Here is a 26,026-nt window from a genome sequence, read left to right as displayed (position 1 = left end):
GTGGGCGTATCATCGTGGTCAATGTCTACTGTCACTGAATCAGCGGTTCGCAGTGCCCTGGCAACTGTGGAGGACCCGGAGCTCAACAAGCCCATCACCGAACTGGGGATGGTCAAGTCGATCGATATCGACGGCACCCATGTTGCCGTCGAGATTTATCTGACCATCGCCGGTTGCCCCATGAAATCGACACTGACGACGCGCACCCGCGATGCCGCCGAAAGTGTCGAGGGCGTCGAGCAGGCCACGGTCACCACCGACGTGATGAGTGACGAACAACGGCGCGAACTACGCACCAGGTTGCGCGGCGGGGCCGCGGAACCCGTCATCCCCTTCGCGCAGCCGGAGTCGACGACGCGGGTCTTCGCCGTCGCATCCGGCAAGGGCGGGGTCGGGAAATCCTCAGTGACGGTGAACCTCGCCACCGCACTGGCGAAACGTGGCCTGCAGGTCGGCGTGGTCGACGCCGACATCTACGGTCACTCGATCCCCCATATGATGGGGTCGAACCACCGCCCCCACCAGGTGGACGACATGATCATCCCGCCGCAGGCCCACGGAGTGAAGATCATGTCGATCGGTCACTTCCTGGACGGCAATTCTCCGGTCGTGTGGCGCGGCCCGATGCTGCACCGCGCCATCCAACAGTTCCTCGCGGACGTTTTCTGGGGGGACCTGGATATCCTGCTGCTCGACCTGCCCCCGGGAACCGGAGATGTGGCCATTTCTGTCGCCCAACTGGTCCCGAACGCGGAACTTCTGATTGTGACCACACCTCAGGTCGCGGCAGCGGAAGTCGCCGAGCGCGCCGGCAGTATCTCCCAGCAGACGCGCCAGCGGATCGGCGGCGTCATCGAGAACATGAGTTGGATGGACATGCCGGACGGCACCAGGATGGACGTCTTCGGCACTGGTGGCGGGCAGGTCGTCGCTGACCACCTGAGTCAATTGACCGGCGGTGAGGTGCCCCTGATGGGCCAGATTCCGCTGGATCCGAATCTCCGGATCGGTGGTGACCTCGGTAACCCGATCGCCATCTCCGAACCCGCCTCAGCGGCCGGGGCGGCGCTGGGCGCGATCGCAGAGAAGCTCGCCACGCGGCGTCAGTCACTTGCCGGACGTCAGCTGAATCTCGGTGTCGCCGGGCAGTAGCCCTGCCCACGACTGCGACCAGAACAACGACCCTGGGGGCTACATGGTGTCGTCGTAGTTTCCGGTGGCGCCCCAGTCCCGGGACTGGCCGACCTCATCCTGCTGCGGGAGTTCCACCCGTTCCTCTTCCCCTTCTTCCTGCTTCGCGGCGACCTCAGTCGGTCTCGGAGGGTTCTTCGGTGTCCTGCCGGAGATCTGCGCCGATGTACCCCGCACCGCTCCGGTGACATCCTTCGCCGAGGACTCCAGATCCGTGAGGAAGCTGTCGTCGTCATCCAGCAGCGTTTTCGTGATGAATCCACGTGCGCCCATCTGACGGACACTGTTGAGTTGGGACAGAGGCTTGCGGAATTCCTCGAAGTCTTCGCCGAAGTCCTGGTCCAACTCTTGCCGGGCGTTCGCGATGGCGGTTCGTGCGGCAAGGAGCAGGGCCTTGAGGTCGGTGATCAGCCGAGGCAGTCGCTCCGGTCCGACGACGATAATGCCCACGACAATCAGGACGAGGACTTCGCCCCATCCGACGCTGGAGAACACCAGACACGCCTTTCTCTTGACACTGCCGACCGCCTGATTCTAACCCTCGCTGCGCTGACGCGGCGATTTCACCCTTCCCTTGGTGGTCCGGCGCTGCACCTTGCGCGCCGCAGCAGCCATGCGACCGGTGATGCTGTCCGGGCGACGACACCCGTCGATACCCACCGCATCCCGGTCAGCCGGGGCGTCGTCCGGGGACTCGTCCCCCCGTGCACAATCATCGGGGATACGGACGAGACGGCTGAGCAGGCTACCCGACGCGTGGAGCTGGTCCATCGGAATACTGCCCCGTAGACGGTCAGATGCCTGGCGCTGCGCCCGAACCTCGTCCCGGCACTCCACACAGTGGACCAGGTGGATCCGCGCCCGGTGCTCGGCCCCGCGGGACAGTTCTCCGTCCACCAGTGCCGCGACAACCTCCGGGGTCAGATGGCCGACATCCGACAGCTTCCCGACTTCCGACATGACTGGACCTCCTTGGCGACTCGCACATCGCGTGCCTCATCTGCCATCGATGATAGCGCTAAGACTGTGGGATGTAGCTGAGTTCACCGGCAGACCGGGCCAGGCTGGCCCGGAGCTGGCTTCTCGCACGGTGAATCCGCGAGCGTACCGTGCCCATCTTGAGACCCAACGTATCGGCGATTTCCTCGTAGGTCATGTCGAGCCCGTCGCACAGGATCACCGCGACGCGGAACTCAGGGCTCAGATCATCCAGAGCCTTTTCCAGGGCCGGGTCGAGGTTGTTCATCTCGAAGGCACGTTCCGGGCCGACCCGTGTCCCCTCGACGCGGTCATAGTCCTCCGGCAGAGCCTCCATCCGGATCGTCCCACGATGACGGACCATGTCGAGGAAGAGGTTCGTCGTGATGCGGTGCAGCCAGCCCGAGAACGTCCCCGGCCGGTAGGATTTCAACGACCGGAACGCCCGCATGAACGTGTCCTGCGTAAGGTCTTCCGCATCCTGCCTGTCGCCACTGAGTCGGTACGCCAGGCGGTAGACGCTGTCCGCGTGTTCCTCGACGAGTTCACTCCAGGACGGGATAGCACCTTCGCCGCGATCGAAAGCGCCCGTTGCCCCGTCAGGGCCGGAGTCTGCTGCGGTGTTCATGGTCTCCATCCTGACGCACGTCCATTATCTTTGTGTGCCTGGGCGCTTCGGATTCACTGTGAGTACCTCGCGCTGGTGCCTTTCCCTTCAAAATATATCCTCTGTTTCGTACCCCTGTAAAGATGTAACTTGCGCCCCATCAAACACAGTTCTCCCACGTTAGGCAGCGTCCGCCCGACTCGCCGGGGGCGGTCACCACATCGGCAGCTCAGGGCCCCTACAGTTACATCCGTGAACGCAGAATCCAGCTCCGCCCTCGACGCCGTCCGCGACTACGTCAACAGCACAGCCGCGACCGACGAGTCACTCGACGCCGCCCGCGATTCAGCCACTGAGTACGGGCTGCTCACCCCCGACGCAATGACCGGAGAGTTCCTCACTTTCCTGGCGGCCCAGATCACCACCCCGTCACCCACTGCAGTCGTCATGTCCCCGGCGTTCGGTGTGATCGGCCTGCACCTCTTCGCTGGATTCTCTGGGGGCGGACACGTCACCTGCATCGACCCGGAAGTCCAACACCAGGTGCTGGCACGCAGCGCCTTCAACTCCGCGGGTGTCCGCTCCAACGCTTACCGGTTCCTGCCGTCAGCCCCTCTGGTCGGCGTGTCCCGGTTGGCCACAGACGCCTACGACATCATCGTCTCCCAGTCCATGGTCGAGCATCTGTCCGCGACGGTCGACGCCGCACTCCCCGTCCTCCGCCCGGGCGGGGTACTGATCCTGCTGGACTCACTTCTCGATGGCACGCTGACTGACCCGGACCACACCGACCGGCAGACGCGCGCGGCCGCCGATGCCGAAGAACACCTCCGGTCTCTGGACGGCATCACCGTGGCCCGCCTGCCGCTGGGCGCGGGATGCACCGTCATCACCAAGCATGCCGCCTGAATAGACCGCTCTCATCCGGTGACGCGGCGCTGAGGTCGGCGACGATGGTATACAGGGATGACGTGAACCGCTACAGACCTGAACTACACGTCACCGCGGAAGTCGGCGTTCTCGAGGCACCAGCCGGAGCCTTGAGCCGGGGAGATTCCCTCCACGTCTTCCACCAGTTCCGGCCCCGACCTGATGCCGGGGCCCGGTGGGCCCACCAGGTCGCCTCCGGCATCCCCTACGGCTGGGACGTGTGCGACGACGTCCTCGTTCCTCGCGACAACGAGATCGACTGCCTGGCCGGATCCTCGGTCCCCGTGGGCGACGGGGTCGAACTCTTCTTCGTCACCACGACCCCGGCAGAAGACAGCGATCCGTCCACGCTGCGCTCGAACACCGTCACACACGGCCACCGGGGTGCCAGGGCCTTCACCATTCAACGGGCACGCATCGCCGACCTCGGAGCGGCCACCGCGGAGGTCTCCGACGACCCCAGCGTGGTCTCTGCTTTCGTCGAGCGGCTCGGCCCAGTGGACATCGACGACTCCGCGTACCCCGTCCATGATCTCGCGACACCGTCGGTGGTCCGCCGTGGCGACGTATGGACCATGATCGCGCTGGACCTGGTCGATGACGTGGATGCCCGAATCGTCGTCCTGGAGTCGGCGGACCGCCAGACATGGACCGTCCGCGGCTCCCTCGAGTTCGCCGGTGAATCAGTCCCCCAGGGGCGCCCGTACGCGCCCCGCCTGACCCTGATGACCGACCGTGGGACCGATGAGGACAAGGACGTCCTGTTCATCACCTATCCTGACGACAGCCTCGATGATGCCGCCGATTCCCGGGACGAGGCAGGCGAAACAACGGGCTACATCGTCGGCACGCTCGACGGAACCACGTTCCACACCTCGACGAGTTTCCAGGTCCTCGATCACGGCCACGACTTCACCCGTCCGCGTCTGGTGCACGGCACCCGTCCCGTCCTCTCCGGGCTGGTGGGCGCTTTCCCGCACAGCGGTGACGGCGATGAGCCAGCCACCTGGGCCAACTGCCTGTCTGTGCCGAGGTTCCTCAGCCTCCGGGACGGTCACCTCTACCAGGATGTGATCGGACTCCCCACCGCCGTCCGCTCCTACACCGACCGCGCCGCCGTCTACACCGCACAGCTCGAGGTCGAGTCGGGTACCGCCACGGTGGAACTCCTGGACAAGGACGGAAACGTCATCGTCAGTGTCGCCCACTCAGGTGAACAGGTCTCAGTGACCCGTGACGGTGATACGCGGGTCGCTCCCCTCGCCGACGGCGACAGTGACACACTCACTATCTTCGTGGACGGGCCGGTGTGCGAGGTCTTCGCCGACGGCGGCCTGGTCTCGCTGACCACGGCCCTGACCGGCCCCCGGGCATTCGACAGGTTCTCCGTCAGCGCGACCGGCGGTGCACGGGTCTTGTCCGCGATGGAGTCACTGGGGCGCCAGCTGCAGCGCCAGCTCGCCCACCTGGATGATCCTGCCGAGCAGGAGAAGCTCATCCGCGAGGCAGTCCTGGCTGACCGGGATCTTTCCGCCGGGATTGACCCGGGAGAATAGCGGACTCCGCGCCCCTCAGCTCAGGTGGGGGTCGCGCCGCAGACGGGTGATCGCGGCCCGAGCGGTGACGGTCATCGTCTCCGGCAGCGCCGCGATGCGCTCGGCCAGCACAGTGGGGTGAATGTGGCGCGCAGAGGGGCTCATCCCGATCTGTGCGGCGATCGACGCCTGATCCAGATTCATCTGGAACTCCACGCTCTCAGGATCCCCGACCGGCACGAGGTGGCCCGACGCCTGCGCGATCATCCGCTCCACCTTGCCTTCTTCGACGTCGATGATGCCGAGCGGTTCACGTAGCTCTGCCAGGTGGCCAGCATCTGCCGTGAGCACGATGACCTGTCCCTCCGTAGACAGCACCCGGGCGAACTCTGCGGCATTACGGGGAGCGAAGATCACCGTGACGGCGTCCACGACTCCGTCCCGCAGCGGCAGCCGGGACCAGGCGTCGGCGACGACTGCGCCGATATTGGGGTGGCACGAAGCCAACCGCTTCGCCGCTGGCACCGACACGTCGATTCCCACACCCCGGGAGTTCTCGATCGAATCCAGGGTATGCGACAAGTAGTAACCGGTACCTGCGCCGATTTCCACGATGGACGGGTGCGCGTCGTCGGCGACACCGGCATCGTCGAGCGCCTGGCCGACGTGATCGGTGATCGCCTCGACGAACGGCGCGAAATGCCCCCCGGAAAGGAACGTCTCCCGCGCCTGGATCATCTCGGCGTCGTCGCCGGAATAGCGCAGCCCGGCACCACCGGCAAGGGTGACGTACCCCTGCCTCGCCACGTCGTAGTTGTGACCGGATTCGGACACGAGGGTCTTCCACGCCGCATCACCGGCGCGCAACGGGGTGCCGTCCACCGGGTCGGCGAGAAGGTCGATGACATCAGAGAGCACGGGTGCGGGGTCTCCCCTCGATAGCAGAACGAAAAAGTGCCGGGTCGGCTACTTCCGGAACCACTCTACAAGAGTACGGGCCGCAAAACCCGTGCTGCCCCGGTCGATGTCACCCCGTACGGCGTCCGACCACGACGGGCCCGTCGTATCGAGGACGGCGCAGGGCACACCGTCCGCGAAACGCCGGAGGTACATGGCCGCGGTCAGTGCGCCAGGCCCCTCGGGAGCGGCCGCAACGTCGGCGTCCCTGGCACTGACATTCTTCTCCAGATACCCCGGCGTAGGCAACGGCCACCACCGCTCACCCACCCGCGCGCCCCGCAGCGTCACCCGACGAAGTGCCTGCGCATCACCGGTGACGGCTCCAGTCAGTTCGCCCAGGGCGGTTTTCGACGCCGTCGACACAGATCCGACGACAACCACACGGCGGGGTCGGTAGCGCTGAACGCCGTACGCCACCGCATCTGCCAGTGCCAACCGGCGGCAGACCTCCGCCTGCTCCACTGCACCGGCGGCACCCGGAAGCTGAGTGGTGGTCCCGTTGACGTGTTCGACGACCGGCCGGGCCCGACCGGGTACCCAGGCAGGAAGACGGTAGCCGTGGACCGGTACCAGCCCGACGACCTTCTGCGGTCCCTTCAACTCCGCCAACGCCCGGATCACCGCAGGCACCGGTGCTCCTCCGACGAGCAGGACCTCCGGCCGGTCGTTGGTGAGGTCTCCCTCTGCCGCCGCGGGGTCCCAGAACATCTCGACGAAACCGACCTCGTCTTCCCCCTCCGGATCATTGACCCCAGCACCTGCGGTTGCAGTGGCGAGGATTCCACCGAAGCCTTTACGCTGCAGCCAACCACGCCCATGGGTCTTCACCCGGGTACCGGCGACGTCACCGAGCACCGCCTTGGCCTTGCGCCGCCACCACACAGACGTCGCCGAGGGCGCCGGTACTGCGTTGATGTCTCTGGCCAACACCGTGGCAGCCCCCAGGACCCGTCCCCGGTACACGCTCTCCTCAGCCCGCTGAACCACGGAGTCATCAGCGATGCCACCAATGTCGACGTGCACGGACCGGACATCTGCGGCCGGGTCCTTCCGCGTGACGACAAGGTGCCGTCCACCCAGCACGATTCCCTGGGCCAGATTGCGGAGGTTCTGCACAGTCGCGTTCTCCGGCACACGGATCTGCACCGTATGCCGCTTGGCGCGCACCGGGTGCCCGTCGACGAGCGTGCCGATACGACGAATCAGTACGGCCCCCGCTGCCCGCCAGCCGTCATCGGCTAACCGCGGTTCCTCGGACAACTCCGTGAGATCCGTCAACGCCCGCACGTCCTGAGGAACGCGGACCTCCCACACCCCGTCGGTAGCCAGGTCGGCTCTGAGGTCCCGGTCAGTGGAACTCTCCGGTGTGTCGGCGCACACGATCCGGCAGTCGATGACATCGCTGCCAGTCACCGTGGCTCCCACCGTAATCTCCGGTACCGGCCGAGGTAGATTCGGAATCCTCTTCACTGTGCCCTCTCCTGCTGTTCCTCATACTCACCGTCGCCCTCGTCCGGTCGCACTGCTCGTCGCTCTCGCCTGGTACGTCCCGGCACCTTGGGCTCGCGGTCGAAGACGGCGAGCACCAGGTAGACAAGGATCAGCCCCACCAGCAGTGACGCGATAACGGTGATGAGCAGATACATGGCAGCCGAGACTACCCGAACGACCGACCGTCAGAATCGCTCCGGCCCTCAGCTCCGGTCTCACGCGACATCCGTCCGGCCTGCTTCTCCAGATTCTCGAGTTCCTGGAGGAGCTGGCTACGCCGTTCCTCCAGTTCCTCGACCTGCCCCTGGTGCGCCGCGACGCAGTAGGCGACCGCTTCCTCGGGCGAATCTGTCAGAAGGAACAGGTCCGGGTCTCCTTCGGAGATCATGCCTTCCTCGACGAGCCGGGTGGTGATCCAGTCGACCAGGCCGCTCCAGAACTCGCAGCCGAGCAGGACGATCGGGAACTGGCGCACCTTCCCGGTCTGCACCATCACCAGGGCTTCGAAGAGCTCGTCAAGCGTCCCGTAACCACCGGGGAGACAGATGAAGGCCTGGGCATACTTCAAGAACATCATCTTGCGGACGAAGAAGTACCGGAAGTTCAGGCCGAGGTTCACCCACGAGTTCAGGCCCTGCTCATGGGGAAGCTCGATTCCCAGCCCCACGGACAGCCCGCCGTCCTCGGCCGCTCCCCGGTTCGGCGCCTCCATCAACCCGGGGCCGCCTCCGGTGATCACCGCGTACCCGGCTTCTTTCAGCCTGCGTCCGAGTTCGCGACCCGTCTCGTAGTAAGGATGGTCCTCGGCAATTCTCGCCGACCCCCACACGGTGACCGCCTTCGGCAGCTCGGCGAGCGCACCGAAACCTTCGACGAACTCGGACTGGATACGCATCACCCGCCACGGGTCGGAATGCAGCCAGTCGGTGTTCGGCTGTTCGTCCAACAGCCTCTGGTCGGTCGTCGACCGAGGGTACGGGGTCCCCGGGTAGACGCCGTTGATACCCCGACGCATCACCGGCCCCTGAAAGGTGAACGGTTGCGGGTTGTCACTTGCCATTGCACGTCACCGTGCCTTCCGGGTCAGGTAGTCGGTCAACTGGGCACTCACGGTCTCGATCATCTCCACCGGGCAGTTCTCCTGCGGGGTATGGCACAACCCCGGGTCGCCCGGCCCGAAATTCACCGCCGGTATCCCGAGGGACGAGAAGCGGGAGACGTCGGTCCACCCGTACTTCGCCCGGACGTTGCCGCCGGTGGCGTCAACGAGCGCAGACGCAGCAGGGTGCTGGAGTCCCGGCAGCGCGCCGGGGGCGAGGTCGTCAACCTCCAGGCTGAAACCGTCAGAGGGTACATCTGGCGTCCCGACGCCAAGGACCTCCAGTGTGTGGGCGAGCGCCTCCTCACCGGAACGGTCCGGGGCGAAGCGGAAGTTCACGAACATCCAGGCGTCATCGGGGATGGTGTTCGTGGCCACGCCCGCTTCCAGGTGGACCACATTGAGCCCCTCGCGGTAGAGACACCCGTCGATATCGACGTCGCGGGGGCGGTAGTCACTCACCCTCGCGATGACGGGGGAGAGTCGATGGACCGCATTGTCACCCAGCCACGCACGTGCCGAATGCGCCCGGGTTCCGTGCGCGGTGACCCGGATACGTAGCGTTCCCTGACATCCGGCCTCGATCACTGCACCGGACGGCTCGCCTAGCAGCGCGACGTCGCCCTCGAGCCATTCCGGGTGAGTTTCGACGAGATGGCCGAGCCCGTTATAACGGGTGGCGACCTCCTCACCCTCGTAGAGCACAAGCGTGAGGTCATGGGCGAGGTCCGGGGAACTGGCGAGGCTGGCGAAGGCATGGAGGTACACCGCGTCCCCGGACTTCATGTCGACCGACCCGAGGCCGTGGATGCTGTCCTTGCCCTCACTGTCCGGCCCGCGCGTCGAGGGCAGGTTGTCGGCGGGAGGAACGGTGTCGATATGGCCGGCGAGGATGACCCGGGTCGCCAACCCACGGTGGGTTCGGGCGACAAGAGTGTTGCCGTGACGGTCGACAGTGACGTGCGGATGGTCGTCCCGCAGTCCCTCGAGCGCGCCCTGGAGCGCATCAGCGATGGCCTGTTCTTCATGGGACCGGCTCGGGATGTCGACAAGTCTGCGTGTCAACTCCACCGGGCAGGCCGACAGGTCTGAAGCAGTCAGGGCGGTGGTCATTGTGGTGGGCGGCGGGGCGGGCACAGAATTCGTCATTGTGGCACTCACTCTAGTGGGCTCTGGCCTCGGACGCCGGATGAGTGTGCGAGAATCCGAAAGTATGAGCACACAGCACACCGACTCCCCCACCGATTCTCAAGGTGCGGCGCCGACCGAGGCGGGTAACCGGGACCTCGGGCACAGCCTCAAAGTCCGACACCTGACGATGATGGGACTCGGTTCCGCCGTCGGTGCGGGACTCTTTCTCGGCACCGGGGTGGGCATCAAGGCCGCGGGGCCGGCGGTTCTGCTGTCCTATATCGTCGCCGGCATTGTCGTGGTCTTCGTGATGCGCATGCTCGGCGAGCTTGCAGCCGCCCGCCCTGCCTCAGGCACGTTCGCCACCTACGCGAAGATGGCTCTGGGCCCGTGGGCGGGCTTCTCCACGGGCTGGTTGTACTGGTTCATGCTCATCATGGTCATGGGTACGGAAATCACCGGTGCCGGTGCCATCATGGGCAACTGGTTCGGTGTCGAGGGATGGATCCCGGGCCTGCTGTGCGTGATCCTGTTCACCGTGGTCAACCTGTTCGCGGTCCGTGGTTTCGGCGAGTTCGAGTACTGGTTCTCCTTCGTCAAGGTCGCGGTCATCATCTTCTTCCTCGTCGTCGGTGCGCTGCTGATCTTCGGACTGCTCCCCAGCCATGACCCGGTCGGCGTCGACAACTTCACGCCCTTCGCCCCGAACGGTGTGTCAGGGATCGCCGCCGGACTACTGGCGGTGGCCTTTGCCTTCGGCGGTATCGAGATCGTCACCATCGCGGCTGCCGAGTCCGAGAAGCCCAGCGAGGCGATCACCGCGGCAGTGCGGGCCGTCGTCTGGCGCATCTCGGTGTTCTACCTCGGCTCGGTGCTGGTGATCACCGCGCTGCTCAACGTCACCACCCTCGATGACGCCGATGGCGCCGCCGACTCTCCGTTCACCCGCGTGCTCGCCATGGCAGACATCCCCGGCGTCGTCGGATTCATGGAAGTCATCATCGTCCTGGCGCTGCTGTCGGCGTTCAATGCGCAGATCTACGCGACCTCGCGTCTGACCTTCTCCTTCTCCCACCAGGGCAACGCCCCCAAGCTGTTCCGGAAGGTGTCCTCGCAGAAGGTCCCGACGGCCGCGGTGATCTGTTCGCTGGTCTTTGCCTTCGTCTCCGTCGGGCTGCAGGTCTGGGGCCCGGACAACCTCATCAACATCCTGTTCAACGCCGTCGGCGGGTGCCTGCTGGTCATCTGGTTCATCATCGTGCTCAGCGAACTGAAGCTTCGCCCGCAGCTCGAGGCCGAAGGCAGTCTGAAGATCCGCATGTGGGCCTGGCCGACCCTTCCGATTGTCACGCTGGTGGCGCTGGTCGGCCTGGCGGTACTGATGCTCTTCGACGAGACCGCCCGTGACCAGGTGATCACCGTGGCCATCGCCTTCACCGCGGTGAGCCTGTTGGGCGTCTACGTCACCCGGCACCACGCCCGCACGGTAGCGAACGAGGAACCCGAACGTACCTCGTAGGGTTCCGCGGGCGACAGGTAGACTGTGACACCATGACTGCCGCATATGGAACCGGAATTGCGACCCTGACAGCCGATGACACCGTCCTTGACGTGTGGTATCCCGAGTTCGGTCTCGGGGAGGCACCGTCGACCCCGTCAGACTTCTCCCACCTGGAAGGCGAGGATGCCGACCGCGGCGTCCGGCGCACGGTGGTGGCCACGGTCATCGAGGACCTGGACGCTGCCCCCGTCGACACCGCCGACGTCTACCTCCGTCTCCATCTGATCTCCGGCCGGAAGATCCAGCCCCACGGCTGTAACCTGGACGGCATCTTCGGCAAGTTGGCCAATGTCGTCTGGACCGACTCCGGTCCCTGCGCCGTCGAGGGGTTCGAGGCCACCCGCGCCCGTCTGAGCCGGCACGGTCGAGTCACGGTCTTCTCGGTAGACAAATTCCCTCGTATGGTCGACTACGTCGTCCCGACCGGGGTCCGGATCGGTGACGCCGACCGTGTCCGCCTCGGCGCCCACCTTGCCGAAGGCACCACCGTGATGCATGAGGGCTTCGTGAACTTCAACGCAGGCACCCTGGGTTCCTCGATGGTCGAGGGTCGCATTTCTGGCGGAGTCGTGGTCGGCGACGGTTCCGATGTGGGCGGCGGTGCTTCGATCATGGGCACCCTCTCCGGCGGCGGCAAAGCCGTGATCTCCGTCGGCCAACGCTGCCTTCTGGGGGCCAATTCCGGACTCGGAATCTCGCTCGGCGATGACTGTGTCGTCGAGGCCGGCCTGTACGTCACCTTCGGAACCAAGGCAGTCGTCTCAGGTGCTGTTGCTGAAGCAGTCGGTGTCCAGGACGGCAGCACCGTGAAGGCCTCCGACCTCTCGGAGGTTTCCAACGTGCTGTTCCGTCGCAATTCCGTGTCCGGTGCCGTCGAAGCCGTCGCACGCACCACCGGTTCGGTGGAACTGAACGAGGACCTCCACAAGAACTGACGGGCACCGGGGCTTCCCTCTCCACGCCCCGCCTCATCCCCCTCATCCTCCTGCTCTCGCCGCTCCCCTCTCCTCGACTCCTCCGTCGGAAAGCTCTTCTCTCCATGGGACATCCAGCAGCCTCACCTGCCCACCCGGTCCGCATCACGCTCGTCGGTCCCCACCCCACCGCTGCACAGCGATGACACGCGCAGCACGGACACTCCTCCGTCTGAGCGTCCGCGGTCTCCGGGCTCACCGGGCCCGGCTGGTGCTGACGACACTGTCAGTGGTTCTCTCGACCTCCTTCCTCGCGGGGACGACCCTGCTGTCGGGAGTCCTCGACGATTCCGTCAGCCGTCTCACCACCTCGGACTACAGCCACGCCGATATCATCATCCGCCCGGCAGACGGCCATCGCGAACTCCCGGACCGCGTGGCACGCCAGATTCTCGACAACCCGGAGGTCGACCGCGTCGCCGTCGATGAACGCCGTAGCGTCGTCCTCAGCCGAGGGTCATCCGCAGACGGGCCCACAGTGGATACCGGCGGCATGCCTGTGCGGTCGTCGCCCTGGTACAGCCCGGAGCGCTCCCTCGATCCACAAGAGCACCTCGTCGCCGGTTCACCCCCACACCCCGGCGAGGTGGTTGTCACCGCCGCCGCTGCTGACGCGACAGGTCTGGCACTCGGTGACGAGATCTACGTCACCGGGCCGACCGGCGGGTTTCCCCTCAGCATCAGCGGGATGTCCACCACCGGCGGTGACGACGCGGGCGCCTTCGGCCTGGCAATGGACGAACGGACCTACCGTGAGAACATCGCTCCCACCGGTCCCCCCGGACTGGCGCTACGGGTCACCCCTGACGCGGTACCCGAGAACGTGGTCACGACCCTGACCGATGCCCTCGGCACAGCTGCTGGCGGGGCTCCCGGCACCCCGGTGCCCTCCGTGCGCACCGCCGCTGAGGTGGAAAGATCTGACTCAACCATGCTGGATAAAGGGCTGGGATATCTGCGCTACATCCTCGGTGCCTTCGGTGCCATCGCGCTGATCGTCGGGATGTTCATCATCGCCAACACCTTCGCGATGACCGTCGGGCAACGGATGCGGGACTACGCGCTCATACGGGCACTGGGGATGTCCGGTCGCCAGGTATCCTTCTCGGTCCTGTGCGAGGCGGTGGTCATCGGGGTCCTCGGTTCCACGCTGGGGGTTCTTGCCGGCATCGGACTGGTCGCAGCCGCAGCACGGCTGCTCACCATGTCCGGCCCCCTGGCACCGGAGATCCCCACCAACGACCTGGGACTCATGGCGATGACCGTCGCGCCGCCCTGGGTGGTGGGGACGCTCGCCACCGTCCTCGCTGCATGGGGACCTGCGCGCCGGGCCGCGTCCGTTCCGCCACTGGCGGTCGCCGGGGACGACCTCGCGGCGTCCCCCGCCACGCTGTGGCGCGCGCGGGCTCTGGCAGGAGTGCTCACCTGCGTCACCGGCACAGCGGCGGTCGGCGTGACCGCCGAGTTCGACACCGGGTGGAGTGCCCAGACACGGGTGGTCATCTGCGGGGCGGGAATCCTCGTGACACTCACCGGGGTATATCTCGTGTCCCCCGCACTCGTCCGGTGCGCGCTGCCCCCTTTGGGACGACTTCTGGTCCTACCCCTGGGCAGGTCTTTCCGGGTGCCAGGCACGATAGCCGTGCGCACAAGCCGGCAGTCCCCGCGTCGGACGGCGGGAACCGCCTTCGCCCTCACTCTGGGGATGTGTCTGGTCACCGTGACCGGGATGACGGGTGCGTCGACGGTGGCATCACTGCGGCAGACAGTCGACACGGAAGTCTCAGCCGACCTGGTGATTGCAGCGCCCGGCGGTGCGGTGGACGTCCCTGTCCCCGGCACCACCGTTGACGAGGTACGGGACTCCCCCGCCGTCGGCGCTGCATATCCACTCGGCAAGGGGGTCGCCCGCCTCGGTGACGGGCCGGAACCCGACCTGTCGCTTGTGACCGTCAGCAACGGAGATCCGTCAGCGGTCCTGGATCTCGGTGAGCTGCGCGGTGACCTGAACATCGGCACCCGCGACCAGGTCACGATGTCGGCATCCTACGCTGCCGGTCACGGCTGGAGTATCGGAGACCGGGTCCCGGTGCGGGCGCAGGGCCAGGAGCGCACCGTCGAACTCGAGTTGACCGGAACATACGAACAGTCACGGATTCTCGGTGACGTCGTCATCGGTGCGAGCGCGTTCTGGCGAGTCGCACCGGGTGTCCAGGGCGGCGCCGGGCATCGTGTGATCGCCCTGCTGGTCACCGGGGACGGATCCGTCACACAGGACACGTTGGCCACCCGACTGGGCGACGTCCTCGGTGACACCGCACCAGTGACCGTCCAGACACCTGCTGAATTCGCCGGTGAGCAGTCTGTGTTGGTCGAACGCGTGATCCTGGCTCTCTACGCCCTGCTCGCTCTTGCCGTGATCGTCGCGGTGATGGGGGTGGTGAACACCCTTGCGTTGTCGGTGGTGGAACGCCGCCGTGAGATCGGCATGCTCAGGGCGGTGGGGATGAGTCGCAGACAGGTACGCCGCATGGTGGTCGTGGAGGCCCTGCAGACGACCGTCTACGGCGCCGTACTCGGTACCGGGCTGGGACTCGGCGCAGGATGGGCCCTGCTCAACATCCTGTCAGGGGTCGGGCTCTCCACTGTCGTGGTGCCGTGGCTACTCGTCGGGTCGGTTCTGGCCGCGTCCGTGCCTCTGGGCCTCGTCGCGGCCCTGGCCCCGGCGGCACGGGCTGCGACGACCCCTCCCCTTGAAGCGGCCCGGCCGTAGAAGACGATGCCGCCGACGTTCTATTCGCGTCCTGCCACGAGCCGCCGGGCGGCGGTGACGATCTGCATGTCCGTGGCAGTCAGGCCGATCCGTACATGCTCAGCACCGCCAGGACCGTAGAAATCGCCGGGAGCCACCAGTATGCCGAGACGCGCGAGCCGGTCCACCGTCTCGCGACAGGGGCGGCCTTCCGTGGCCCACAGGTAGAGGCCACCGTCAGAGTCATCGATACGCAGTCCCGCGGCATCCACCGCAGCGGACAACAGTTCACGCCGCTTGCGGTAACGCTCCTTCTGCAGGATCTCCTGCCCGTCATCTTCCAGGGCCGCGACGCTGGCGGCCTGAATAGGACCAGGCATCATCAGACCTGCGTTCTTCCGGACGCTCAGCAGTTCGGCGATCAGCCCCCGGTCACCGGCGAGGAACCCCGAACGGTAGGACGCCAGGTTCGAGGTCTTCGACAGTGAGTGAACGGCGACCAGGTTGGTGTGATCGCCGCCGCACACACTCGGGTCGAGGACGGACACCGGGGCATCCGCCTCCGACCACCCGAGACCGAGGTAACACTCGTCGGAGACGACCACGACATCACGTTCCCTGGCGAACTCCACGACCTTACGGAGATGGTCGGCCCCCAGGACCTTGCCGTGGGGGTTGGCCGGCGAGTTGATGAAAATCAGTGTGGGGGTCTCCGGGCCCAGCTTGAGCAGTGAGTCGCTCCGGACCACCGTCGCCCCGGCGAGACGGGCACCGACCTCGTAGGTCGGGTACGCCAGTTCCGGGATCACCACGGTCTGTCCCGGCATCACGCCGAGCAGGAACGGCAGCCACGCAATGGCTTCTTTCGTACCGACCACAGGAAGAACGGCGTCCTCAGCGACGTCGGTGACGCCGAACCGCCGTTCCAGTGCAGCAACGATCGCCTGACGGAGCTCCGGCGTGCCGACGGTCTGCGGGTAGCCGGGGGCCGCCGCACTTTCTGCAAGTGCCAGCTGGATAGACGGTGCAACCTCGTCGACCGGGGTCCCGACTGACAGGTCAATGAGACCGTCCGGGTGAGAGGACGCCACCTGCTTCGCACCGGACAGCGAGTCCCAGGGAAAATCAGGGAGTTCGGAGGACAGGATACGGCGGGAACGGCTCGACATAAGGTTTCCTCAACAGCGGTGGCGTGAGCGGGGTAACGGTTGCGGGATCAGTCCTGGTTCTGCGGCGGGAGGTTCTTGATCCCCTCCACGTCGAAGTCCTGCGGGCCAAGCTTCGCAGCTCCACCCGGGTCCCCGAGATCATCGAAGAAGGCGACATTGAAATCGATGTAGTCCTCCCACTCGTCGGGGAGGTCGTCTTCGTAGAAGATCGCCTCGACCGGGCAGACCGGCTCACACGCGCCGCAGTCCACACATTCGTCCGGGTGGATGTACAGCGAACGCTTGCCCTCGTAGATGCAGTCGACGGGGCATTCTTCAACGCACGCCCGGTCCATCACGTCCACACACGGCTGCGCGATCACGTAGGTCATCTGGTTGTCACCTTCTGGAGTTCGTCACTGTCAAGAGTTCTCAATGTATTCATCAGTCGCCCCGGAGTCACCGGGGCTGTGGTCGTCGCTGTGATCTTCTCACTTCAACCGCAGTAATGCCCAACCGCCACCGGCCGCTCCCAGGGGGAGCAGAAGCAGGGCCCACACCGTACCGGCGAGGATCGTGTCACCGCCCAGACCAGGTAGCACCGGCCAGAACAGCAGGAGAGCGTATCCGGCCAACCACACCCACAACGGCGCGGCAGCGACCCGCCGATTGTCGGTCCACAGCAGTGCCGTCTTCACGAGCACGTAGTTGAACCACGGGCCGACGATCACCGGCCAGGGAAACGGCACCGACAGGTCACCGACGGTGATCCTCGACCCCAGATAGAGCGCTGACAACAGAATCGCCACCAGCGACCCGACACAGAGCCAGACGATACCGGCCACCCGTTCCGAGCGTGCGGTGTCCCGACGGACCTGTGAACGCTCCGGATCGCCCCAGTGCGGCTCCGCGCCGGGGTTCACGGCTGTCGTATCTTCAGAACTCATCGGGTCACCTCCCTTCTGCAAATAGACAGTCTAGTCTGTCCAGAGTGTCCGGGGAAAAACCGGCCCTCGTCGAGAACTCTTCTCCGAGTGTGTAGCTCTCAGAGTCCAGCAACGGTTGAGCAATGAGATTGGAGAGACAGAAGGCCACCGGCCCCGAGGAGTACCGCGGACGGTCGTTGACGTCCGAGACGGACCCGTCCGCAACCCACAGCTGAGTCGCATGAGCCGCCATTGCGCGCCTTTTGGCTGCGACATCCTGCTCACTGCCCTCAACCCGGGCATCCACGACACGTGAGGGGACCGTGGCCAAGTCTCCGGGCGCCGCGCGCCGCCACCCCTCGGGCAGCGCACCGTGAGCGTCGAGAGCACGCAGCCCCTCCTCCACGCGTTCACGTTCCTGCGCTGTCCAGTAGATCCTGGCCGGAGCCCACCGTCCGTCCCCGACGGCGTCGGCAGCAGCACGATGGGTGATCTCGTGAGCCCTGATATGGTCCGGGTGCCCGTAGCCGCCGTCGGGGCCGTAGGTGACGACCACGTGGGGCCGATGTTCATCGAAGAGCTCCCCGAGCTGGTCAACGGCACGCTGACCCGAATTCACGAATGCGCGCGAGTGCTCTGCAGCAGGGGTTCCTGCCATCCCGGAGTCACGCCACCGGCCCGGACCACCGAGAAACACCGGGCGCCCCAGTCCGAGCGCCCCGAGCGCACGCTGAAGTTCGGCGATACGGTAACCACCGAGGATGTCACAGTCGTCGGCGACAAGACTGGCGTATTTGTCGCCGATGACCTCTCCTTCCTCACCGAGTGTGCACGTCACCACGGTCACGTCCGCACCCCGACGGGCCCAGTTGGCCATGGCCAACCCACCCCAGATGGACTCGTCGTCGGGATGGGCATGGACAGCCACGACACGTAGTCCCGTCAGATCGCCGTCGTCAGGCATCTCATTCATCGTCGGCCTCCCGGGTCGTGTCGGTGTCATTGAGTGTCTCGGAATCGACGGTCCTGAACCATTCCGCGACCGTGGTGAAGGGACCGGACCTCTCCCCTACCGGCCAGGAGGCGATCCTGCCCGGTGGGCCTGCGAGTTCGGCGGAACGCCCCACGACGACCCGGTCGCCGATCAACGGCAGAGACAGCGCCTGGCCTGAGAGATAATCGGCCACCTGTTCATCGGTGCCGTCGTCCAGAAGGGCCTCCAGCTCAGCATCGCAGACGCCCGAGACATTCGACCCGCGCGCGTTCGGAGACCCCTCGTCCGGTTCCGTCGTGGTGGACGGGGCCTCCTCCGCGATCGTCGAGTCCGGTGCCTGCGAGGAAGCCGCGTTGTCCCCGCCGCCGTCTGCCTCGGTGGACAACTCTGACTCAGTCGGGAGCTGCTGGGACGGTGACTGCAGTGGACGGTCCGCCTCATCGCAGGCGAAGGTACTGCGCACATCGGTACGCGAGCGTTCGCGGTCCTGCCAGACCACCACAGCATCGACGTCCCCTCGAGGAAGAAATGACGAGTACAGGTCGGACACCGTAGGCGTCACGACGGTGGCGGGAACGCCCGCGGCCCCCAACTGGTCGACGACCCGTCGGGCGGCCTCCACGGCCTCGTCATCCAACGTATCGGCGGCGATGCGCAACGGGTCGGCTGCGGTAGCACCGAGCATCTCGGCCGCATCGTCGGAATCCGTGTGCCCCTGAAAAGCCCCGGTACCACCCTCAGGTGCGACAGCGTCGGGGTCGCCGGTCACCAACCGTGCGACCTGGTCGGAGTCGATGGTGGACAACAACGCCCTGCGCGCCTCGGCAGACTCCAGACGCCCTGCGGCGACATTCGGGACCAGGTCCATCCGGGTGTCCAGATCAACGGTGGTCGATCCTACACCGGGCACACTGGCCACCGACTCTGCGGTCACCGCGCCATTTCTCGTTGTCAGCATCTGGAACTGACCGGCACGCAACATCTGCGTGGATGTGTTCAGGTCACCCGACTCAGAAAAAACGACCCGGTCCGTCCTCGCCGGTGATGTGCCCCAGTACCTCGTGTTCCGCTCCAGAACCAGGTTTCCCCTCCCCGGATCGAACTGCCGGACAGTGTAGACCCCACCCGAGGCGGCCGGAAGAGTACCCAGCACCGTGGTGAAGTTCCGCCCCTCGGCGCCGTAGATGTGACTGGGCAACAGGTGGGCGAAAAGCTCGCGCCAGTCCTGCTGAGGTCGGGAGAACGTGACGGTGACGGTGTTGCCACCTGCAGACACCGTCAGGTCGCTGATGTCGGCGTAACCTGCGTTGTCCGTGGTCCCCGGCATCGTCGTGACCTGTTGCCACAGGTAGTGGAAATCCGAGCCGCTGATCGGGGTACCGTCAGACCACTGTGCCTCATGCGCGAGTGTGTACCTCACCTCCGTCGGTGCGTCCTCGTCGCCGGAACGCACATCGACGGATTCCAGCAGATCTGAGTTCAGCACGGTCCGTCGACCGTCCTCCCCGACGGTGAAGGCACTGGGCAACGTCAGGTCGGCCACGGTGGAGGTCAGCATCGACCGGGAGCCGACCAGGTGGGGGTTCAGATCGGCGGGGATCCGGTCGACCCCCACAGTGATCGTGCGGAGTTCCTCGGGAACAGCGGAGGCTTCATCGTCGGTATCGCCGGATCCGGGTTCGTCCGGCCGCCCTTCCCCTGCTTCTTCCGCATCGTCGACGGTGGGGGCGTCGCCTGGATCCGCCTGGCAGGCGGACAGTGCGAGCCCGCAGGCGGTGACGACCGAGGCAACCACGACGACGGACGACGGACGCCGCCGAGACCTACTGAACTGCTTCACCTGGCGACGGCTCCTCATAATCCGGACTGTGGAAGGAATGCCCTACTTGTTGCGGGCCTTCATACGCGACAGCGCGCGCGCACGCTCGTTGGCACCGAGGATAACCTTACGCACGCGGATGTTCTCCGGCGTGACCTCCACGCACTCGTCCTGGCCACAGAACTCCATGGCCTCGTCAAGGGTCAGGTTGCGGGCCTTGGCCAGCGTCACGGTCGCGTCCGCAGTTGCGGAACGCATGTTCGTGAGCTTCTTCTCCTTGGTGATGTTGATGTCCATGTCTTCGTCGCGGTTGTTCTGACCGACGACCATGCCCTCGTAGGTCTGCGTACCGGGCTCGACGAAGAAGTCACCGCGGTCGGCAAGCTGGGTCAGCGCGTAGGCGGTGATCTGGCCGGTGCGGTCGGAAACGAGGGAGCCGTTGGGACGGTCCTTGATCTCCCCTGCCCAGGCCTCGTAGCCAGCCGAGTAGTGGTTGGCGATGCCGGTACCACGGGTCTCGGTCATGAAGATGGTCCGGAAACCGATCAGGCCGCGGGACGGAACCGTGAAGTTCATCCTGATCCATCCGGTACCGGTGTTGTCCATGCCTTCCATACGACCCTTACGGGCAGCCATGAGCTGAGTGACGGCACCGAGGTGCTCTTCCGGGACGTCGATGATCATGTGCTCGTAGGGTTCCTGGAGCTTGCCGTCGACGGTCCGGGTAACCACCTGGGGTTTACCGACGGTCAGCTCGAAGCCCTCGCGGCGCATCGTCTCCACGAGCACCGACAGCGCCATTTCACCGCGCCCCTGCACCTCCCAGGCGTCGGGCCGCTCAGTGGGCAGGACGCGGATCGAGACGTTACCGATCAGTTCCTGGTCCAGACGGGCCTTGACCACACGGGCGGTCAGCTTGTCGCCACCACCGCGTCCGGCCATAGGAGAGGTGTTCACACCGATGGTCATCGAGATCGCCGGCTCGTCAACGGTGATACGAGGCAGCGCCACCGGATGCTCGGGATCAGCGAGAGTGTCACCGATCATGATGTCCTCGATACCCGAGATCGCGGCAATGTCGCCGGCGATAACTTCCTCGGCCGGGACGCGGGACACACCGACGGTACGCAGGAGCTCCGCGATCTTGGCGGTCTTGGTGTGCTCGACCCCGTCGGCGTCATAGTGGATCCAGGAGACCTGCTGACCCTTGCGGATCGTGCCCGCGAAGACGCGGATCAGGCCGATGCGGCCAAGGAAGGAGCTCGAGTCCAGGTTGGTCACGTGAGCCTGCAGCGGTGCCTCGATGTCCGCGGAGGGCTCCGGAAGCACATCGTAGAGGACATCGAAGAGTGCCTGGAGATCCTCTGCGTCGGGGACGTTCCCGTTGCCGGGATTCTCGGTGGAGGCCTTGCCTGCACGGCCCGAAGCGTAGAGGACCGGCAGATCCAGCAGCGTTTCCGCGGCAGCTGCCGCTTCCTCGTCGTCGAGAGCGGCAGCGAGCTCGAGGAGCAGGTCCTGCGCTTCGGTGACGACCTCGTCGATGCGGGCGTCCGGACGGTCGGTCTTGTTGACGCAGATCATCACGGGCATCTTGGCCTCGAGTGCCTTACCCAGCACGAAACGCGTCTGGGGAAGGGGCCCCTCGGATGCGTCGATCAGCAGGACGACACCGTCGACCATCGACAGCGCGCGCTCCACCTCACCGCCGAAGTCGGCGTGACCGGGCGTGTCGATGACGTTGATAACCAGGTCACCGCCGTCCTTACCGAGGCCGGCACGGCGGATCGCCGTGTTCTTGGCCAGGATGGTGATGCCCTTCTCTTTCTCCAGATCCCCCGAATCCATGACACGGTCCTCGACCTCGCCGTGGGCATCGAACACCCCGGACTGACGCAACATTGCGTCGACGAGGGTGGTCTTGCCGTGGTCAACGTGGGCGACGATGGCGACATTACGGAATTCAGTCAGTGACACAGATCCTTCAGCTTCCTAATTGAGAGTCGGTCGAGGTCGGGGGCCCGGGGCACCGCTGAGCGGCCCCGGGGGGACAACGACGCTCCAGGGTACTCGACAGAGTGGCATTTTTTCTCATCGACGCAATCCAGCATGGGTTAACGTCCGTCACTGCTATGGTGGTCAAAAGAGAACCTTGGTCGCCTCCTGTTACCCATGTTACTGTTGTGACCAATGTGACGTTTGATGCGTTCGTGACGTCCTCGTCGACGGCACGATTCATAACCACCGAGAGGCTGACAGTGCTTTCCCAGTTCACCCGCACCTCGCGGATCGCACGGACCGGACGACCCGCCCGTCGCATCTCCCGCGCGGTCTCCGCCGTCCTGGCCGCCGTAGCCGTGTCCACCGGTGCCTCGCTGGCCGCAGCGCCGGCGGCACATTCCGCCCCTGCGCTACCCGGTCTCCCCGATCTGCCGATCGACAACCTCGGGCGCCCCACGCCAGAGCTCCTGCAGCAGATCGAGGACTTCGCCAACAGTCCCGATGTTCCCGCCAACGTCGGCGACATTCTCAAACGGGTCGTCAGCTTCTTCCGCGGTGACGGGGAGCCCGGCGTCGGTCTCCCGGAGAACGCTCCAGGGTTCACCCAGTTCGGTTGGCCGACGCTCGCGTCGAACTGCATCGGGGGCACCAGCAACGCCGTCGGCTTGGCCATGGGCGTCCCCGGTCCCGCCGAACTGCCACTACCTGGCGTTCCCGGTGGTCATGTCTCGTTCGTGTTCACGGCATTGGGGACCGGGACCGTTGCCGAAAAACAGAACACCGGGATGCGGGTGCACTGGGTAAACATCAACAACGGCAGAATCGGTCAGACGGAACTTGCCTACGGCGGGATCAACCCCGAGGGCCCGGCGACCATCAACGGTCTGGCGGACACCGGCCCCGGCAATGTCCTCGCCCTGCTGGAAGGCGGCGTCACCACCAATGAGGAGGGCGCGCAGGGCAACTGCACTTTCCTGCCGACCGCCGGGATCTTCAACGTTCGCTGACTCCATACGGCCACGACACCTCCATGAGTGCCACGCATCCGCCCAAGGTCGAGATCTTTGACGTTCCCAGGCTGAGCAACACTGATCCCAAAGGCTGTCGCCGTCAGGTGGACCGGTGGGACCAGCGTGACGGAATGCTGTACATGGCCAGGCCTGCGGATCACCCGCGCTTCGGTTACCTCGAGAGCTGGTTGATCCCGCCGCTTGATCTACGCGTCAACCGCTTTCACTTCCGCGCCGGCGAAGGCGGCCGGTTCGCTGACCAAGATCTCTACGTGGACATCGCACTCATCGAGCGTGACGGCCCACTGTGGCGGACCACGGACCTGTATGTCGACCTGGTCACCTATGCCGGGGGACGGTGGGAGGTTCTCGACCTGGAGGAGCTCGGTGAGGCACTCAGCGCCGGCCACCTCGACGCCGCTACAACAGCACGCGCTCTAGAATCCTCCCAACGTCTCATCAACGGCATGCTGGACGAAGGCGGAGTCGACAACTGGTTGGGGGCTCAAGGGTTCACCCTGTCCTGGGCCGAGAACGTCACACTGGCAGCTCCCCAAACGGCGTAGCCGCCTGCACGGCTTCCTGCGCGACCGCTACGTGAATTTCCACCGACACTGCAGCGCACTGCCAGGATCCTCCAAGATCACGGTCGTAAGTTGATTGTCAGAGCCACCGCAACGGTGGCCGGCAGGCAGAGAAGCGACCGGAAGGACACCCCGTATACGGCAGCTGAGCATTCTCCTCTTGAAACGTCAGCAGTTGACCCCCGGCCCTCTGGGCCGGGGGTCAACTGTGTGTCCGGAGTTCTACGTGAGGATCTGGCGGCCCATGACCATGCGGCAGACCTGGTTGGTGCCCTCATAGATCTGCGCGATCTACCGTGACCCGCAGGTCAAATTATCTCTGCAGGTCAACGCCCTATGGCGGCTATGGACAGTGCGGTAATTGTGGTCTTTATGGGGCCTGATGCGGGATGAGTGCGGGATGGCAATCCACTCTCCCTGCGCCCATGCAAGGACCCCAAGTCACCCTCTCGCGACGCCCAAAGTTGAGCGAACACTAGACGGCAGGACCGTCCAGCCGGACGGGCCCTGTTGTGGCGCTACTTCGTCAGGTTTCTCGTGAGAGGTGTCACTCACGTTGGTCCCGAGTCACCGTCTGGTGCCTCCGCGGTGGCAGGACTCCTATCGGCGTCGAGCCAGCTGAAAGCGCGTGCGACGGCCGACTCATCCGTCCGAAGAATCTCAAGGCCGTCCCGCATCAGCGCATAGAACTGGTCCACCCAAGCACGAGCCAACTCGACGTCGCTTCCCGGATTGATCGACAAGCTCGGGATCAGGTGCATCCCATGAAGCACGTTGTAGCATCTCTCCATTGCGTGCTTTTCGATTGACCACCACTCGGAGTGAGCAACCCCGCTAGATATTGAGTACGCATGCCGATAGAAGTCAAGGAGGCCTCCGTCCTGCGCCATCGCGCGGATGGACTTCCCCTCAGCAAACGTATCCCGAGTGTCGACGGTCCGCAGATCAAGAGGGTTGTCATTGCGGCTAAGCCGGCGCAACTCCTCGATGCTCTCGCGAAACCCTGCTGTACGCACGTGATCTGGAAGCTCGTCAAAGATTTGGGCGTACAGCTTCGCTTTCCCCGCTCCGTACTCTTGAAACTGCTTGTAGATCCCCAGATCTTGAGTTGCCATCCAACGCAGATAGACCTCGATCTCGACTAGCATGCGCATGATGTTTGCACCGTGTTCAAGGCACCCCAGCGACGGCGCACCGAGCACGGCAATCAGGTCACGCCCCGCACGCGAAACTAGTCCTGATACAACCTCCTGCCGCTCCTGCGCATACAGGTTCGACGGGGCTCTCTCGAGGGCCTCGACAAAGCTGCCCATAAGATCCATTACGAACCCCCGCAAGTACCGACCACCTTCGGGGATCTAAGCCGGTGTCATCTCAACCTCTTCCTCGGCGGCCTCCTCCTCAGCTGCCTCAGCTGGATCCTGGGAGTTACCGCTCGACGAGTCAAGGTCCCGCTGCCGGATACAATCCGAAGTCACAGAATTAGCACACCAAAAGACTCGAGCCCAGTCGGTTGCCGCATCGAAGCAGCTCGAGTCTCTTTTCTTCAACAGACCTTTGTGGGCACCCCACATTGCCCGAATAGTCGCATCGGCCTTCGCCCGATTACCGAGGTTGTCAGGATAGTCCTTCAGCAAGTCAATCGTCTCGCCGTCAGATCGGAATGTCGCCGCTTGGACGGTGCTCCAGATCCGCAAACACTTGATGAGGGCTTCGTGGTGACCATCCCCGATGACCCCGAGCAGCGCATCGCGAACAAGTACCAAGGCTTCCACATCGGGCTGCTGTAAAGCCAGCCCGCCGGAGATCCACTGAGCGGGTATCTGTGAGTATGACGCCAAGACTTGAGTCACTCACCCAGCAAGTAGACCGCGTCGCCGCGCCTCCTGAACGACGATTGTCTCAGCATCCGGGAACTTCTCCGTAAGGTCATCCAGCGAGGTAAGGCGTCCGTCAAGACGCTCCGCCACCCACCCGTTCTCACCGTGACGGGAGAGACGTTCCTGAACAGCCTTCTGCCAGTGAATCAAGTCACGGATGCCATCCTCACCACGACTGGCAAGGATCAATGCAGGCCACAGCAAGTCCGGAAAGTCATCCTTGATCCAGTTGCCCATATCCAGTACTCCAGTCGCCACCAGCGGCGGTTTGAAGACACGCTTATTACGGACGTGGCCTGCGAGGGGCCCATCCTTCTGATTAGCTCTAGGAAAGTTCACTAAACTACCATAGCACACTCGTACGAAATTCCCCCGTCGGGCGGGCCCGTGCTGTACCCGTTCGCCTTAGGAGACGATAGCGGAGGCGCGAACGCTCGACAATCCTGCGCAACTGTTGG

24 protein-coding genes are annotated in these 26,026 nt (G+C 65.0%); 8 read left to right on the top strand and 16 right to left on the bottom strand.

Annotated elements, in window-relative coordinates; all coding sequences use genetic code 11:
* The first annotated feature begins 21 nt into the window (after positions 1–21).
* Positions 22–1,152, top strand: coding sequence for an Mrp/NBP35 family ATP-binding protein (locus CGLY_RS06570; RefSeq protein WP_038547660.1), 1,131 nt, complete (start codon positions 22–24; stop codon positions 1,150–1,152).
* Between the two features lie 39 nt (positions 1,153–1,191).
* Here CGLY_RS06570 and tatB read toward each other — a convergent pair whose 3' ends face one another.
* The 3 genes from tatB to sigE are packed head-to-tail and all read right to left on the bottom strand — an operon-like array spanning position 1,192 to position 2,797.
* A complete protein-coding gene (gene tatB, locus CGLY_RS18040) occupies positions 1,192–1,686 on the bottom strand; it encodes a Sec-independent protein translocase protein TatB (protein ID WP_038547657.1) in 495 nt (164 codons plus the stop codon).
* A 39-nt stretch (positions 1,687–1,725) separates the two neighbouring features.
* The gene (locus CGLY_RS06560; protein WP_038547654.1) at positions 1,726–2,151 is read right to left on the bottom strand and encodes an anti-sigma factor; all 426 of its coding nucleotides are present in this window, start codon (positions 2,149–2,151) and stop codon (positions 1,726–1,728) included.
* Positions 2,152–2,209: 58 nt separating this feature from the next.
* Positions 2,210–2,797 carry an RNA polymerase sigma factor SigE gene (gene sigE, locus CGLY_RS06555; protein ID WP_038551730.1) on the bottom strand — a complete coding sequence of 196 codons (588 nt, stop codon included), beginning with the start codon at positions 2,795–2,797 and terminating at the stop codon, positions 2,210–2,212.
* 231 nt (positions 2,798–3,028) lie between these two features.
* On the opposite strand from sigE, the gene CGLY_RS06550 reads away from it, so the two are divergent.
* Both CGLY_RS06550 and CGLY_RS06545 read left to right on the top strand, forming a co-directional pair.
* Complete coding sequence (locus CGLY_RS06550) at positions 3,029–3,685, top strand: O-methyltransferase (RefSeq protein ID WP_038547652.1); 657 nt, start codon at positions 3,029–3,031, stop codon at positions 3,683–3,685.
* 62 nt (positions 3,686–3,747) lie between these two features.
* Positions 3,748–5,262, top strand: a complete 1,515-nt coding sequence (locus tag CGLY_RS06545) for a GH32 C-terminal domain-containing protein (RefSeq protein ID WP_038551725.1) — start codon at positions 3,748–3,750, stop codon at positions 5,260–5,262.
* A gap of 15 nt (positions 5,263–5,277) precedes the next feature.
* Here the strand turns inward: CGLY_RS06545 and CGLY_RS06540 are convergent, their stop codons facing one another.
* From CGLY_RS06540 to dapE, 5 genes are read right to left on the bottom strand one after another with little or no spacing between them, the layout of a single operon-like run.
* Positions 5,278–6,159 (bottom strand): methyltransferase domain-containing protein, encoded by an 882-nt coding sequence (locus tag CGLY_RS06540; protein WP_038547649.1) that lies wholly within the window; start codon positions 6,157–6,159, stop codon positions 5,278–5,280.
* 48 nt (positions 6,160–6,207) lie between these two features.
* Positions 6,208–7,614, bottom strand: a complete 1,407-nt coding sequence (locus tag CGLY_RS06535) for an aminopeptidase (protein ID WP_227590412.1) — start codon at positions 7,612–7,614, stop codon at positions 6,208–6,210.
* 53 nt (positions 7,615–7,667) lie between these two features.
* The gene (locus CGLY_RS06530) at positions 7,668–7,847 is read right to left on the bottom strand and encodes a hypothetical protein (protein ID WP_038547640.1); all 180 of its coding nucleotides are present in this window, start codon (positions 7,845–7,847) and stop codon (positions 7,668–7,670) included.
* A gap of 11 nt (positions 7,848–7,858) precedes the next feature.
* A complete protein-coding gene (locus CGLY_RS06525) occupies positions 7,859–8,752 on the bottom strand; it encodes a TIGR00730 family Rossman fold protein (protein ID WP_052539793.1) in 894 nt (297 codons plus the stop codon).
* A gap of 6 nt (positions 8,753–8,758) precedes the next feature.
* Positions 8,759–9,940, bottom strand: a complete 1,182-nt coding sequence (gene dapE / locus CGLY_RS06520) for a succinyl-diaminopimelate desuccinylase (RefSeq protein ID WP_227590411.1) — start codon at positions 9,938–9,940, stop codon at positions 8,759–8,761.
* 64 nt (positions 9,941–10,004) lie between these two features.
* Between dapE and CGLY_RS06515 the strand changes: the two genes are divergently transcribed.
* The 3 genes from CGLY_RS06515 to CGLY_RS06505 all read left to right on the top strand — a co-directional run bounded on the left by CGLY_RS06515 (position 10,005) and on the right by CGLY_RS06505 (position 15,230).
* Complete coding sequence (locus CGLY_RS06515; protein ID WP_038547621.1) at positions 10,005–11,441, top strand: amino acid permease; 1,437 nt, start codon at positions 10,005–10,007, stop codon at positions 11,439–11,441.
* Positions 11,442–11,473: 32 nt separating this feature from the next.
* Positions 11,474–12,418, top strand: a complete 945-nt coding sequence (gene dapD, locus CGLY_RS06510) for a 2,3,4,5-tetrahydropyridine-2,6-dicarboxylate N-succinyltransferase (RefSeq protein ID WP_038547618.1) — start codon at positions 11,474–11,476, stop codon at positions 12,416–12,418.
* A gap of 181 nt (positions 12,419–12,599) precedes the next feature.
* A complete protein-coding gene (locus CGLY_RS06505; RefSeq protein WP_038547615.1) occupies positions 12,600–15,230 on the top strand; it encodes an ABC transporter permease in 2,631 nt (876 codons plus the stop codon).
* Positions 15,231–15,250: 20 nt separating this feature from the next.
* Here the strand turns inward: CGLY_RS06505 and dapC are convergent, their stop codons facing one another.
* The 6 genes from dapC to typA all read right to left on the bottom strand — a co-directional run bounded on the left by dapC (position 15,251) and on the right by typA (position 22,070).
* Positions 15,251–16,378, bottom strand: a complete 1,128-nt coding sequence (dapC, locus tag CGLY_RS06500; protein ID WP_038547612.1) for a succinyldiaminopimelate transaminase — start codon at positions 16,376–16,378, stop codon at positions 15,251–15,253.
* 47 nt (positions 16,379–16,425) lie between these two features.
* Positions 16,426–16,749, bottom strand: coding sequence for a ferredoxin (gene fdxA, locus CGLY_RS06495; RefSeq protein ID WP_038547609.1), 324 nt, complete (start codon positions 16,747–16,749; stop codon positions 16,426–16,428).
* A gap of 99 nt (positions 16,750–16,848) precedes the next feature.
* Complete coding sequence (locus tag CGLY_RS06490; protein ID WP_052539791.1) at positions 16,849–17,304, bottom strand: hypothetical protein; 456 nt, start codon at positions 17,302–17,304, stop codon at positions 16,849–16,851.
* Positions 17,305–17,308: 4 nt separating this feature from the next.
* Positions 17,309–18,256, bottom strand: coding sequence for an N-acetyl-1-D-myo-inositol-2-amino-2-deoxy-alpha-D-glucopyranoside deacetylase (mshB, locus tag CGLY_RS06485; RefSeq protein WP_407080805.1), 948 nt, complete (start codon positions 18,254–18,256; stop codon positions 17,309–17,311).
* Positions 18,249–20,117 (bottom strand): ABC transporter family substrate-binding protein, encoded by a 1,869-nt coding sequence (locus CGLY_RS06480; RefSeq protein WP_052539789.1) that lies wholly within the window; start codon positions 20,115–20,117, stop codon positions 18,249–18,251. The genes mshB and CGLY_RS06480 overlap by 8 nt, the downstream gene beginning before the upstream one ends.
* Positions 20,118–20,159: 42 nt before the next feature.
* Positions 20,160–22,070, bottom strand: coding sequence for a translational GTPase TypA (typA, locus tag CGLY_RS06475; RefSeq protein WP_038547603.1), 1,911 nt, complete (start codon positions 22,068–22,070; stop codon positions 20,160–20,162).
* A gap of 215 nt (positions 22,071–22,285) precedes the next feature.
* On the opposite strand from typA, the gene CGLY_RS06470 reads away from it, so the two are divergent.
* Both CGLY_RS06470 and CGLY_RS06465 read left to right on the top strand, forming a co-directional pair.
* Positions 22,286–23,101, top strand: a complete 816-nt coding sequence (locus tag CGLY_RS06470) for an Rv1157c family protein (protein WP_227590410.1) — start codon at positions 22,286–22,288, stop codon at positions 23,099–23,101.
* A 23-nt stretch (positions 23,102–23,124) separates the two neighbouring features.
* Positions 23,125–23,670 carry a DUF402 domain-containing protein gene (locus CGLY_RS06465; RefSeq protein ID WP_038547600.1) on the top strand — a complete coding sequence of 182 codons (546 nt, stop codon included), beginning with the start codon at positions 23,125–23,127 and terminating at the stop codon, positions 23,668–23,670.
* Between the two features lie 569 nt (positions 23,671–24,239).
* Here CGLY_RS06465 and CGLY_RS06460 read toward each other — a convergent pair.
* Both CGLY_RS06460 and CGLY_RS16700 read right to left on the bottom strand, forming a co-directional pair.
* Positions 24,240–25,001 (bottom strand): DUF5677 domain-containing protein, encoded by a 762-nt coding sequence (locus CGLY_RS06460; RefSeq protein ID WP_144313641.1) that lies wholly within the window; start codon positions 24,999–25,001, stop codon positions 24,240–24,242.
* Between the two features lie 540 nt (positions 25,002–25,541).
* Positions 25,542–25,826 carry a hypothetical protein gene (locus CGLY_RS16700; protein WP_144313640.1) on the bottom strand — a complete coding sequence of 95 codons (285 nt, stop codon included), beginning with the start codon at positions 25,824–25,826 and terminating at the stop codon, positions 25,542–25,544.
* Positions 25,827–26,026: the final 200 nt, after the last annotated feature.

It is taken from the genome of Corynebacterium glyciniphilum AJ 3170 (assembly GCF_000626675.1).
Lineage (GTDB): Bacteria > Actinomycetota > Actinomycetes > Mycobacteriales > Mycobacteriaceae > Corynebacterium > Corynebacterium glyciniphilum.
The sequence above is the reverse complement of the archived record's forward strand: the minus strand, read 5'-3'. Positions and strand labels throughout refer to the sequence as shown.

Bases quoted from the DNA above. Each gene is read 5' to 3' on its own strand.
- CGLY_RS06570 (WP_038547660.1), top strand. From the start codon at position 22: ATGTCTACTGTCACTGAATCAGCGGTTCGCAGTGCCCTGGCAACTGTG.
- CGLY_RS06560 (WP_038547654.1), bottom strand. From the start codon at position 2,151: ATGTCGGAAGTCGGGAAGCTGTCGGATGTCGGCCATCTGACCCCGGAG.
- sigE (WP_038551730.1), bottom strand. From the start codon at position 2,797: ATGAACACCGCAGCAGACTCCGGCCCTGACGGGGCAACGGGCGCTTTC.
- CGLY_RS06530 (WP_038547640.1), bottom strand. From the start codon at position 7,847: ATGTATCTGCTCATCACCGTTATCGCGTCACTGCTGGTGGGGCTGATC.
- CGLY_RS06525 (WP_052539793.1), bottom strand. From the start codon at position 8,752: ATGGCAAGTGACAACCCGCAACCGTTCACCTTTCAGGGGCCGGTGATG.
- dapE (WP_227590411.1), bottom strand. From the start codon at position 9,940: ATGACGAATTCTGTGCCCGCCCCGCCGCCCACCACAATGACCACCGCC.
- CGLY_RS06515 (WP_038547621.1), top strand. From the start codon at position 10,005: ATGAGCACACAGCACACCGACTCCCCCACCGATTCTCAAGGTGCGGCG.
- dapD (WP_038547618.1), top strand. From the start codon at position 11,474: ATGACTGCCGCATATGGAACCGGAATTGCGACCCTGACAGCCGATGAC.
- CGLY_RS06505 (WP_038547615.1), top strand. From the start codon at position 12,600: ATGACACGCGCAGCACGGACACTCCTCCGTCTGAGCGTCCGCGGTCTC.
- dapC (WP_038547612.1), bottom strand. From the start codon at position 16,378: ATGTCGAGCCGTTCCCGCCGTATCCTGTCCTCCGAACTCCCTGATTTT.
- fdxA (WP_038547609.1), bottom strand. From the start codon at position 16,749: ATGACCTACGTGATCGCGCAGCCGTGTGTGGACGTGATGGACCGGGCG.
- CGLY_RS06490 (WP_052539791.1), bottom strand. From the start codon at position 17,304: ATGAGTTCTGAAGATACGACAGCCGTGAACCCCGGCGCGGAGCCGCAC.
- mshB (WP_407080805.1), bottom strand. From the start codon at position 18,256: ATGAATGAGATGCCTGACGACGGCGATCTGACGGGACTACGTGTCGTG.
- CGLY_RS06465 (WP_038547600.1), top strand. From the start codon at position 23,125: ATGAGTGCCACGCATCCGCCCAAGGTCGAGATCTTTGACGTTCCCAGG.
- CGLY_RS06460 (WP_144313641.1), bottom strand. From the start codon at position 25,001: ATGGGCAGCTTTGTCGAGGCCCTCGAGAGAGCCCCGTCGAACCTGTAT.